This window comes from Acinetobacter sp. ANC 4204 (assembly GCF_002135205.1).
Classification (GTDB): Bacteria; Pseudomonadota; Gammaproteobacteria; order Pseudomonadales; family Moraxellaceae; genus Acinetobacter.
The window spans coordinates 36,492-49,300 of sequence record NZ_NEFZ01000010.1 but is presented as its reverse complement, the minus strand read 5'-3'; the positions used below and the strand labels follow the sequence as shown (position 1 = coordinate 49,300).

Below are 12,809 nucleotides of genomic sequence, written 5' to 3'. Positions count from 1 at the left end.
CATGTTATTTTATATAAAGAAATTTAGTTGATAATATTTAAATACTTGTTGAGTTTTTAATTCTAATAGTTAGGTAGTCATTGCACGCAGTTGGTGCTACAGCTCAGCAACGTGAATCTGTAAAATTATATTCACGTTGCTGAGTATCCTAATGAACATAATATACGTTATGCCGAAATCTACGCGCGCAACCGATCAATGTGATGATCGAGTTTTATAAAAAACTGTTTGAGCTGATCTATTTCTCTATCGTTGTCTAATTCTGAATTTTGCAGTTGTTCTAGCACGTTCTCCAGTAGATCGCGCATGTACACATAGTCAGCCTTGGTTAAAACACCCTTTGATCTGTCATAGTTGACTGTTTTGTAAATGTGCTTCAAGTGTCATTTAAAATTTGGAGAAATTATTGATACAAATATTAGAATGAGTCTGCATATACAGACTCATTCTCTGTCACTATGTATTACATAAAGTTGTATCGAAGCCTAACTACGGATGAACAATAATTTTTACAGCAGACTCATTATTGTGAATTAGTGTTTCAAAGCCTTTAGATACAAGATCATCTAATGCAATACGTTGGGTAATAAAAGGTTCTAGATTAATCTTACCTTGCTCGACTAAACAGATTGTTTCCTGATGATGATTGACATAAGCAATCGTGCCACGAATATCTAGCTCTTTCATCACCACACTATGCACATTAATTGTGGCAGGATGGCTCCAAATAGAAACAATGACGACCACCCCTGTTGGTTTCATCGCTGCCACCAGTGTATCCATCACTTTATTAACACTACTACATTCAAAAGCGACATCAACACCACGGTCTTCCGTAATTTTCATCACTTCAGCGACCACATCAACCTTAGATGGATCTAGCACATAATCTGCAACCCCAGCCTCTATCGCTTTTTCTTTACGTTTTGCACTCAATTCAGTAATGATGACCGTGAGACCTTTGGCCTTTAAAATGGCTGATAAGAGTAAACCTATTGGGCCTGCTCCACCAACCAGTGCGATATCACCAGCTTTTGCACCACTTCGTACATAGGCATGATGACCAACGGACAAAGGTTCTATCAATGCTGCTTGGTCTAAGGGAATATCATTTGAAATAGGATGTACCCAACGGCGCTGCACCGCAATTTTTTCAGAAAGACCGCCGCCGCGTCCGCCTAAACCAATAAAGTTCATATTTTTTGATAAATGATATTTATCATTCGGCCCAGTCAGCACATTGTCAGCAATAATGTAGGGTTCAACGACGACATGTTGCCCAATTTGGATATCATCTACACCCTCACCAACTGCATAAACCACGCCTGAAAATTCATGTCCCATTGTTACAGGTGCAGATTCTCCCGAAATTGGGTGTGGATGACCACAAGGTGGAATAAAAATAGGGCCTTCCATGAATTCATGTAAATCTGTACCGCAAATACCGCACCATGCAACTTGAATTCCCACTGTGCCTGGAAGTACTTTCGGTTCAGGGATATCTTCAATTCGAATATCCCCTCGATCATAAAAACGAGCTGCTTTCATTCTGTATTCCTTATGTTGATATTAACGGTAAACCATTCCACCATCTGTCAAAATAGACTGACCTGTAATGTAGTTTGCATCCTCACTGGCTAAAAATGCAACTAATGCAGCCACGTCATCTGGTGTTTCAGCACGTCCTAAAGCAATACCATCTACATATTTTTTATACGTTTGACCAATTGGTGCACCTGTAATTTCAGAGAACCGCTGATCTATTTCGACCCACATATCTGTACCAACAACACCCGGACAATAACTATTTACAGTAATTTCAGCACTGGCATATTCTTTAGCCGCTGCTTGCGTCAATGCACGAACTGCAAATTTAGTTGCCGAATAAACACCGAGTAAAGCAAAACCTTCATGACCTGCAATTGAGCAGGCATTAATAATTTTTCCCGCCTGTTGGCGTTGTTTAAATTTATTTGCTGCGGCTTGAATCCCCCAAAGTACACCACCGACATTGATGTTCATGATTTGGTTAAATTCATTCGGTGTTACTTCTGCTAAAGCTTTGACTTGTGCAATCCCTGCATTATTGATCATGATATCAAAGCCATTAAGTGCCGATTCGGTATGATCAATTGCATGACTGACTTGTATTGGATCTGAAATATCCGCAATAAATGTAGTGGCTTTTACGCCAAAGGCTTCAACCTCTTTTTGAACAACATTTAACTTTTCTTGATGAAGATCGACCAAAGCAATATGAACACGTTCTTGCGCTAAACGTAAGGCAATACCACGTCCAATTCCTTGTGCTGCACCCGTAATTAATGCAACTTTATTGTTTAAACCCCTAGGCATGTTGCGACTCCTTAAATATGAATGGCACGTTGCATTGCCGACAAGACCGACTCATGCATCGCCTCAGATAAAGTAGGATGAGGGAAAATGACCTGTGCTAAGCTTTCATCCGTAGCTTCTAGGTATTTTGCGATGGCAAAACCTTGGATGTGTTCGGTGACTTCATGTCCGACCATGTGAGCACCTAACAATTCACCCGTTTCCTGACTAAAAATGGTTTTAACAAATCCTGCGCTATCGCCCAAAGCCAATGCCTTGCCATTGGCTTGTAAAGGGAACTTACCCACATTGATATTCAAGCCCGCAGCTTTCGCTTTCTGTTCTGTCAAACCAATACTAGCCACTTGCGGATGGGTAAAAATACAGCCCGGAATTTGTGTACGATCTAAAGCATGTACATGACTTAGCCCCGCAATTTTCTCCACACAAAGAATGGCTTCATGACTGGCTTTGTGTGCCAAACAGGGGGCGCCTGCGACATCGCCAATTGCATAAACACCCACAACATTGGTTTTACACCATGAGTCAACTTTGATAAAACCATTCTCAAATTCAACACCCAAAGCGTCTAGGCCCAGATTTTCAGCATTCGGTTTCACGCCAATAGCTGAAAGCACTTTTTCAACGCTAATGATTTGCATACCTGTGGCCGTTTCAATATGACAATGTACTTGAGCCTGATCAGTTTCTATTTTTTTTACGGTCGCTTCGGTTAAAACCTGCATACCCTGCTGTTCAAATTGCTTTTGCACATACTTGGCAACTTCAATGTCTTCGCTAGGGAGAATCTGCTTGGCTATATCAACCAAGGCGACTTGGCAACCTAAGTCTTGGTATAGGCTTGCAAACTCACTGCCTATAGCACCCGAACCAATGACCAGTAAAGATTTTGGTAATTGTTCTGGAACTAAGGCTTCTTTATAACTCCAGACCTGATCACCATCTACAGAAATATGAGGCAAATTGGCCGCACGTGCACCTGTTGCGACAATAATATGCGGTGCAGAAATCTGCTGTTTTTGACCATTTGCATCAGTAAGTTCTAATTGCTCTTTGGCAATAAATTGGGCTGTTGCATTAAAAACAGTGATTTGATTCTTTTTCAATAATTGCCCGATACCTTGCACCAGTTGCTCAGAAACCTGTCTGCTATGACGGACCAGTTTTTGAATGTCAAAATCAACCGCGTTAAGCGTAAAGCCAAACTGCTCTGCATGTTTGAATTGCTGCGCAAGCGCAGCCCCGCTCAATAATGCCTTGGTTGGAATACATCCCCAATTAAGACATACTCCACCTAAGTGTTGTTTTTCAACGATTGCTGTTTTTAATCCCAGTTGCGCTGCGCGAATCGCAGCGACATATCCTCCAGGACCAGCACCAATAACCACAAGATCAAATTGTGTATCTGACATGGCTATTCCTCCTACACCAAAATTAATGCAGGATTTTCGACAAACTGCTTAAATGCCGAAAGGAATTGAGCACCCAACGCACCATCAATGACACGATGATCACAAGACAATGTTGCTGTCACCATTTGACGAACAACAATCTCATCATTTTCGACGACCGCACGTTTCTCTGCTGCACCTAGGGCCAAAATTGCACCTTGAGGTGGGTTAATAATGGCATCAAACTGTTGAATACCAAGCATTCCCAAATTGGAAATGCTGAAACTGCCGCCTTGAAACTCATCAGGTGCTAATTTTCCAGTTTTGGCACGTGTCGCCAGATCACGCATATCATTGGAAATTTGCGCCAAAGATTTACGGTTCGCTGCTTTGATAATTGGCGTGATCAGTCCGTTTTCAATGGCCACAGCAACCGAAATATCAGCCTGTTCAAACTGTAAAATTTGCTGATTTTCTTCATCAAACTGAACATTGACCTGTGGAACTTTGATCAGTGCAGCAGCAGCAGCTTTAATCAGCATATCGTTAACGGAGAGTTTGACTTGCGGTACGGTACTGTTAATTTGCTGACGCAAAGCCTGAACTGACTCAACATTTAAGTCTATCGTTAAGCGAAAATGTGGTGCATTGCGTTTTGCTGCTTGTAGCCGTGCAGCGATTGCTTTACGCATACCATTCATAGCCACGGTGGTGAATTTTGCTGACTCTGTTGGATGCCCATGCTCAGCATGTTGAGCTTGTACAGGGTTTTCACGTTGATAGACTGCTTCAACATCCTCCTTACAGATTCGTCCACGTGAACCCGATGTACGACAATCATGTAAATTAATGCCCCATTGTTTTGCCAAACGGCGGGCTACAGGTGTCGCTAGAACATAACTGTCATCTACTTTAGATTTCGCGGCTTTCGTACTGGCTTGATGACGCACATCTGGCCAAGAACCACCAGCAGCTTGAACCGCGGCCTGAATATCTTGAACACTGATACGGCTTTCACGTCCAGAACCCGTAATCTTAGCCAAGTTCACATTATGCTTTTCAGCCAATTTCAAGGCATGTGGCGTTGCAAAAATATCATCGCTTTGTTGGAAGCCTTGTAACGTAGCAGGAATTGAATATCCACCCTGAGCCACAACTTTTGATGCATGACCAACACTGTTCTGTTTAGGCGTAGCTTGTACTTTGGTTTCAACTTGAGCCGCAGCTACTTTTTCAGGAACCGCTGCTACCGCTTTATGTTCAGTTACAGCAGGTGTTCCACCTAAGGACTGTGCAAATGCTGCAACTTCTGCATCGGAAACTTGAGCGTCTGCACAAATTGCAATGACTCCACCTACAACAAGGGTGTCACCATCTTTAGCAATAATTTTTCGTAGCAAGCCATCAAAAGGTGCCTCCAATACATTGACGATTTTTGTGGTTTCAATTTCACAGATTTCCTGTCCTTTACTAAATTGCGTACCTTCCTGAATCAGCCATTGGGCAATCGTGCCCTCTTCCATGGACAAACCCCATTTTGGGATTTCTAAGGTTTTAATTTCGCTCATCCTAAGCCTCCAACGTCTTACGTACAGCCTGTTCGATGCGTTCTACACTGGGTAGCCATTCTTTTTCTAATACTGGTGAAAATGGTACGGGTGAGTGCGGCGGTGTGACTAATTCGATTGGTGCTTTAAGATAATGAAAGCCTTTCTGGGCAATAAGCGCAGCCACATCATGTCCGAAACCACAACGTGCTGCTGATTCATCTACAATCACCACGCGGCCTGTTGAAGCCACTGACTCTAAAATACCGTCTTCATCTAATGGAGAAATGGTTCGAGGGTCAACCACTTCAACCGAAATGCCTTCTTTTGCGAGCTTATCAGCGACTTCATTGGCACGATGCACCATCAAACTTAAAGCAATAATGGTAATATCAGTGCCTTCACGAGTGTAATTTGCGACACCAAAAGGAATGGTGTAGGCCTCATCTGGCACTTCGCCCTTAATGTCGTACAGCAACTTGTGTTCACAAAAGACCACTGGGTCGTCATCTCGAATGGCTTGAATTAACAATCCTTTGACATCGTAAGCACTAGAAGGCACCACCACTTTTAAGCCTGGCACTGAGGCAAACACGTTATATGGAGACTGGGAGTGCTGCGCTGCGGCAGAAAATCCTGCACCGATCATGCCTCGCACGACGAGTGGTGCTTTAGCTTTGCCACCAAACATGTAGCGGAATTTAGCCGCTTGGTTATACAACATGTCATAACAAACGCCGTAAAAATCCATAAACATTAAATCAGCCACAGGTCTTAAACCCGTTGCAGCAGCACCTGCCGCCATACCAATAATCGCCGACTCTGTAATTGGAGTATCAATGACTCGTTCAGAACCAAATTCAGTCCATAAGCCTTTGGTTACACCAAGTACACCACCAAAACCTTCTAGTTTATTGTCATCGGTATTTTTACCACCATGCCCACCACGAACATCTTCACCGACCACAATGACACTTGGGTCTCGGCGCATTTCTAATTCAATTGCTTCTTTAATCGCATTTCGATAACTTTTATTTGGCATTTTTCTACTATTCCTTTAGTAAGAGACGTAAACATCAGTAAGTAGCTGAGAGACTTCTGGGTATTTAGCTGCACGTGCTTTTGCAACGGCATCGTCTACATTGGCTTTAGACTGGGCATCAATTGCATCCAGTTTGGCTTCCTCAATTTTGCCTTTGACTTTTTCACGGAATATCTTCAATGGATCTTTATGCTCTTTGACATAATCCAGTTCTTCTTTGGAACGGATAAGTCCCGGATCACCTTCAAAATGTCCATAAAAACGGTTGGTTACAGTTTCAATCACACTTGGACCTTCACCACGGCGGGCACGTTCAATGGCTTTTTGTGCAACTTCATACACAGCAAAAAAGTCTGTTCCGTCTACCTTTTCAGCAGGTAAGCCAAAACCTGCTGCTCGACCTGCAATATCTTTACTGCCTACGGCATAATCATGTGCAGTACCTTCACCAAAACCGTTATTTTCAAAAACAAAAATGACAGGGAGCTTTAACACCACAGCCATATTAATGGCTTCAAAAGTTAAGCCCTGATTTGACCCACCATCCCCCGTAAATGACAGACCAATCCCACCATTCTTGAGTGTTTTGGCGCTTAAAGCAGCCCCAATCGCTAAAGGTGGGCCACCACCCACAATACCGTTTGCACCGAGCATGCCTTTATCTAAGTCCGCAATGTGCATTGAGCCGCCTTTACCACGACACAAACCATCATCTTTACCAAAAATTTCTAGCATCATGGCGTGAATGTCACAGCCCTTAGCAATACAATGACCATGCCCACGATGCGTTGATGTAATGAAGTCCTTATCTGTTAAATTTTCACAAATCCCGACTGCAACAGCCTCCTCACCGCTATATAAATGGATGAAACCGGGGATATCACCTGTATTATTTTCATCGTGAAGTCGATCCTCAAATTCACGAATGTCGCGCATTCTTTTGTATGCTGCTAGCAATTGCTCTTCCGTTAATTGCATATCTTTGTTCCTTATTAACTACGCTTAAAAGAAAATCCAAAAATGAGTGATTGGATTTTTAAACCGTATATTTATATAAAGATATTTTTATTTAATTTAATATTAGACTAAAAAAATATTATTCCTAAAAATATAAGATAAATATGAAAAACAAAAAGTTATGAAATTAAAAATCTTTGTAAAATTTTACAATAGTTCAATCACCTATGAAAACAAACCTTTAACCAACCTTTATTTTATATGATAAGTTTTTTGCACTGTTTTAATATTATTAATGCAACTCAAAGAGCTTATTTAATATCAGGATCTATATTAATTATTTTAAACGACGGAGTGTTTGAAATGGATTTAAATAACACAGTATTAACAGGAAAGAAGTTACGTGGCGCTGAAAAAATGGCACGTATTCCGATTAAAGTTATTCAGACAGAAACAACACCGAAAAAACCAGAATGGATTCGTACTAAAATCAGTCAACCAGAAGAAGTACAAATCATCAAGGATTTACTACGACAACAAAAACTACATACCGTTTGTGAAGAAGCGGCTTGCCCTAATTTGCCTCAATGCTTTAGCGGTGGAACTGCAACGTTTATGATCATGGGAGATATTTGTACCCGACGTTGTCCTTTTTGTGATGTTGCTCACGGTCGACCAAATGTATTGGATCTTAATGAGCCCAAGCATTTGGCTGAAACAGTGAAAAATCTAAAATTAAAATATGTTGTGATTACTTCTGTTGATCGGGATGATTTGAAAGATGGAGGAGCACAGCATTTTGCTGATTGTATTCGAGAAATTCGTGAAACCAGTCCAGAGACTTTGATTGAGATTTTGGTTCCTGATTTTCGTGGTCGTGCAGATCTTGCACTCAAGATTCTGAGCCAAAACCCACCCGATGTTTTTAATCATAATATTGAAACCGTTCCACGTCTATATAAAGCCATGCGACCGGGATCTAACTATCAGCACTCGTTGGATTTACTCCAGAAATTTAAACACTACTGTCCAGATATCCCAACCAAATGTGGTTTGATGGTCGGTTTAGGAGAGGTTGAGGCTGAGGTTATCGTGTTGTTAAATGATTTGAAAGATTATCAAGTTGACTATGTCACAATTGGTCAATACTTACAGCCATCCAAGTCTCACGCGCCAATTCATCGCTTTGTTACATTACAAGAGTTTAAGCATTATCAAACTCATGGAGTGCGCTTGGCGTTTAAAAACATTTGGAGTGCGCCATTAGTGAGATCAAGTTATTTTGCTGACCGTCAGTATTATGGCGAGTCTGTACCTGCCCCATATATACGTGAATGACTTTTCATTATTTACATGCTTCATTGATAAATATAACAGTTACGTTTATTAACATTTCAGATGGAAATAGTCATTTTCAGCCCATAAGAACACTTTTAAAGTAACCTAAAGGTACAGAAAGCTAAATTGAGATGGTTTAATAAACCAAAGAAAAACAATTTTAAGCCTGAGCAAGAAAATGGCATGAATGACTATAATCTGAAAACTGATCTATAACGTTTAAAAATATTACAGTCTCATCATAAAGGAATATGATATGAACCTGTTCAATACCGCATCTGCAAAGAAGCTGCAAACAACCCATTTAATTAATCAGCACATCGTTCATGCCGCCCCTGTTTTGGCTTTGCCAGAAGAGGATCAAACCTCTTTATTTCGTCGCTCTATCCAACACAATTATGCTGATTTATTAAGAATAGCCAATGATTCTGACATGGCTATTGGTTTGACGGACCATCAAGGGACTCTCTTATGGACATGGAGTAGTTCCGCAATGCTCTCTTCTGCTGAACAGGTTCATTTTATTGAGGGTGGACACTGGTCTACACAGGCGGTTGGAACCAATGCCATTGGCATGACTTTAAACAGTCAAATGTCAAGTTGTGTCTATTCTCATGAAAACCAAATGGATAGTGTTCGGGACTGGGTCTGTTATGCCGCACCGATCTGGGATCCAACATCAGGTCAATTTCATGGCATTATTAATCTTTCCACAAAATATAAAAAACATACCCCTTTAGGGCTACTTGCCGTTGAACGCTGTTCAGACTTAATACAGCGGGCTATCAAATTTGAACAGCAAAATTTTTTATATATTAAAGCACTAGGTTCACCTTGGGTCCAATTTAATGGACATACATTGAACTTGAGTCACCGTCAAATTGAAATACTTTGTATTTTAGCCTTGCATCCTTATGGTATTGGTTTAGACGAATTACACTATGCCCTTTATGGTGAACGTAATGTTAGTATAAAAACACTCAAAGCGGAGCTTTCACAACTTCGTAGCCTGCTTCCGCATTGCATTGAGGCACGTATTTATAAACTCACCTGTGAGGTTCAATGTGACTTTTTGCGTGCTGAACACTCGTTGAATGCAAATCTTATTGCCAGTACATTCTCGCTATATAAGGGAAGCTTTTTATCTAAATCAGAAAGCCCTTTACTCAGCACATGGAGGCATTGTTTTGATGCTCGTTTAAGCCAGTTGATTTATCAAATGGAAGATATAGATCAACTGCTACGAATTATTGGGCAGACACATGACCGGATTGATGCTGTACAACGTCTACTAGAATTGCTACCGCAGGACAGTATTCATCGTAACTATTTTCTAGATCTTATTTAGATCCAGTGGCTGACTTTAAATTTAATAAATACTAAGTTAAAGACTATATTCCCAAATCTGATCTTACTTTTTATTAAAGTTCGGCATCGTCAATATGTAAATTATATTCACAAGTTTAGAATGAGGGCGGATTCTTCCTAAAATCCTCTCCCTAGCCTTCTCCTTTAAAAAGGAGAAGGAACTTTCATTGTGATTTTAATACAGCTCAAAAAATGACTGATGCAAGAAATCCATTAACTAAAAGCTGTATTTAATACTTGCCCCTACTGTTCGAGGTTGTGCAGCAGAGCCTGCATAAACACCATTTCCAGAATTAACCAAACCTAAGTAATAATGTTTATCCAAGGCATTTTTTGCCCAAATAGATATATCGACGTCGTTTTTACCATGAGGAATACGAATACCTGTGGTTAAATTCAATACCCCATAACTTGGAATTTTAGAATAAATTGAATTATTTACATCTGAAAAAGTCTCTGAGCGCCAACCATAGTTAACTAAACTATAGTGCTGTGCATTGGCAAACACGTTATGCTGATGCTGAACAGTCAAATTTGCCGTCCAACGTGGCGCACCATTGACGCGATTGCCCGAAATATCACGGTAACCCTTGCCATAGCCACTATCGCTTGTCCCTCCGGCACCATTAAACTCTTCAAAAGGTGTCGGTGCTGTTCCCGAATCAAAAGTTGCATCCGTATATGCGGCATTGAAGTTTAGGGAAAATTGACGGTTCAGTTTCGCCTTTAAATCAATTTCGACACCTTGACTGGTCAAATCTCCAACGTTGGTCAACAGACCTAAAAACTGGTTGCCTAAAGCAATATTGGTGACAGCCTGATAGTCTTTAATTTTGGTATAAAAGGCGTTGATATTTGCATATAAGCGCTGATCTAACCATGTAGTTTTTAGTCCAATTTCAATGTTTTCGGCTTTTTCTGGGTCGATATTTAAAGCATCATTACCTAGAATAGCAGCAGGCGTGGCAACACTATTGATATTAAAGCCGCCTGATTTTTCCCCTGTAGAGAAAGTTGCGAAACCTAAAATATTGGGTTTAAACGCGTAACTTGCTGTCACCAACCCCGAAACACTGTTGTCTTTCCTTGATAAAGGCCCCGAATTAAATGCTTTAAATAAAGGGCTTAGTGATGCATAGATAATAGGCTCGACGTTATTTTGTTGAACTTCGCCACTTTTACGTTCGGAAGTTAAACGGAGTCCTGTGGTTAAATCAAACTTGTCAGTCGCATGCCATGTCGACTGTCCAAATAAAGCATAACTGTCAGTGGTTGAACGACCTGTCCCTGAGAGATAGGCATTGTTCGGATAGGCCGTTGTAAGTGCTGCTGCATCCGCCCCCGTACGATATGCATTGTTACTGCTAATATCTTGATAGAAATAATAACCCCCGACGACATAGTCGAAAGTATCACTGCTTGGTGAGGCTAGGCGGACTTCCTGAGAAAACTGATCTTGCTCAACTTCAAAGCCACCTGTAATACCATCTAAAGGGGTAAAGTCTAAATCATTCTTGGGTTTAAAATTCCAATCTCGCCATGCTGTAATTGAGGTTAGCTTAAAACCATTGTCAAACAACCAGTTGGCTTCTGCAGAAGCAGCACTTTGGTCTACTTTAGATTGCTGTTCGGCATCGAAGTCGACTTTATAATCATAGGGATTACGGTCAATATTTTTTGCACCGAGCAATTTAGCACGCTCTGCATAGGTTGTTGCATTTGAACCTGCTACGCCTAACGGTAAATAGCTGGCTGGATTTCCATTTGGATTCCAAGGCGCAAAGCTATAAGGCACCAAAGAACCTGTACTTGAATCTTCGCGATTATGCTCAGCAATAATTCTTAGACTAAACGCATCGTCAGGTTTATATAAAAGTTGTCCTCTCGCACCAAAGCGATTAATTTCATTGAGATCTTCACCTGTATGAGTATTTTCAACCCAACCATCATCATGGGTTCCATAAGCCGATAATCGAACAGCTACAGTATCAGACAAAGGTTGGTTGATCGTCGCCTTCGCTTGTTTATAGCCACGCTCACCTACCGAAATTTCAGCACTCCCTTCTCGATCAAAAATGGGTTGCTTCGATGTAATATTTAAAACTCCTGCTGTGGTGTTTTTACCAAATAGAGTTCCTTGTGGCCCACGCAGTAAATCAATTTGTTCAATATCTAATAGGTCAAATACCGCTTGTCCCGGTCGCCCTAAATAAACATTATCCAAGTAAATCCCTACACTGCCTTCCAAGCCTTCATTGGCAGTATTATTGCCAATCCCTCGCACAGCCACACTAGATTGTCGCGCATGAATAAATTGTGAGGTGAAGTTAGGCAGTTGTTGTTGTAAATCTTGTACCTGATAAATCTTGGCTTCTTCAAGCTGTTTACCTTTCAGCACGGTAATCGGTGCTGGAACTTTTTGTTCACTTTCCACCCGTCTACGGGCGGTAACTGTAACTGTTTCAAGCTGAATCGCATCTACATTTTGCTCACTGGCTTTTAGATGTTCAACGTCAGTCTGTGATTCTTCTGCATAAAGGCATTGTGATGCTGCCGCGATTGCAACAGACAGTGTGGTGAATATAAATGGTCTTGATGCGACCACGCGAAATCCTGCTACTTTCAATGTGTTTAAACTCATGATTTACCCCGAAAAAATTGTGTTTTAAGTGCATGTACTGCGAAAATGGACCATTTTAGAAGTCAAAAACTGCTCTTACTTTTCGATTGAAAAATAATATTTAAATGATCCAATAACGTTTTTTGAGTATCTAAGCGAATCAACATCGCTCAAGTTGTATGTGCTTTTGT

At 40.9% G+C, this 12,809-nt stretch carries 9 protein-coding genes; 2 read left to right on the top strand and 7 right to left on the bottom strand.

Features of this window, described 5'->3' with window-relative positions; translation table 11 throughout:
- Positions 1-489: 489 nt before the first annotated feature.
- Genes B9T36_RS16455 through B9T36_RS16430 form a run of 6 tightly spaced genes read right to left on the bottom strand, consistent with a single transcriptional unit; the run spans position 490 to position 7,313 of the window.
- Complete coding sequence (locus tag B9T36_RS16455) at positions 490-1,548, bottom strand: 2,3-butanediol dehydrogenase (protein ID WP_086210531.1); 1,059 nt, start codon at positions 1,546-1,548, stop codon at positions 490-492.
- 21 nt (positions 1,549-1,569) lie between these two features.
- Positions 1,570-2,355, bottom strand: a complete 786-nt coding sequence (locus B9T36_RS16450) for an acetoin reductase (RefSeq protein WP_086210530.1) — start codon at positions 2,353-2,355, stop codon at positions 1,570-1,572.
- An 11-nt stretch (positions 2,356-2,366) separates the two neighbouring features.
- Positions 2,367-3,767, bottom strand: a complete 1,401-nt coding sequence (gene lpdA / locus B9T36_RS16445; protein WP_086210529.1) for a dihydrolipoyl dehydrogenase — start codon at positions 3,765-3,767, stop codon at positions 2,367-2,369.
- An 11-nt stretch (positions 3,768-3,778) separates the two neighbouring features.
- Positions 3,779-5,314 (bottom strand): 2-oxo acid dehydrogenase subunit E2, encoded by a 1,536-nt coding sequence (locus B9T36_RS16440; RefSeq protein WP_086210528.1) that lies wholly within the window; start codon positions 5,312-5,314, stop codon positions 3,779-3,781.
- A 1-nt stretch (position 5,315) separates the two neighbouring features.
- Complete coding sequence (locus B9T36_RS16435; protein WP_004979604.1) at positions 5,316-6,335, bottom strand: alpha-ketoacid dehydrogenase subunit beta; 1,020 nt, start codon at positions 6,333-6,335, stop codon at positions 5,316-5,318.
- A gap of 15 nt (positions 6,336-6,350) precedes the next feature.
- Entirely contained in the window at positions 6,351-7,313 is a 963-nt protein-coding gene (locus B9T36_RS16430; RefSeq protein WP_005237630.1) for a thiamine pyrophosphate-dependent dehydrogenase E1 component subunit alpha, read from the bottom strand.
- A 342-nt stretch (positions 7,314-7,655) separates the two neighbouring features.
- Here B9T36_RS16430 and lipA point away from each other — a divergent pair, with 342 nt between their 5' ends.
- Positions 7,656-8,630: a lipoyl synthase gene (gene lipA / locus B9T36_RS16425; RefSeq protein ID WP_086210527.1), complete on the top strand. Its 975-nt coding sequence runs from the start codon at positions 7,656-7,658 to the stop codon at positions 8,628-8,630.
- A gap of 256 nt (positions 8,631-8,886) precedes the next feature.
- Positions 8,887-9,978 carry a transcriptional regulator gene (locus tag B9T36_RS16420; protein WP_086210526.1) on the top strand — a complete coding sequence of 364 codons (1,092 nt, stop codon included), beginning with the start codon at positions 8,887-8,889 and terminating at the stop codon, positions 9,976-9,978.
- A 237-nt stretch (positions 9,979-10,215) separates the two neighbouring features.
- Here the strand turns inward: B9T36_RS16420 and B9T36_RS16415 are convergent, their stop codons facing one another.
- Positions 10,216-12,639, bottom strand: a complete 2,424-nt coding sequence (locus B9T36_RS16415) for a TonB-dependent receptor (protein WP_086210525.1) — start codon at positions 12,637-12,639, stop codon at positions 10,216-10,218.
- Between the last annotated feature and the right edge of the window lie 170 nt (positions 12,640-12,809).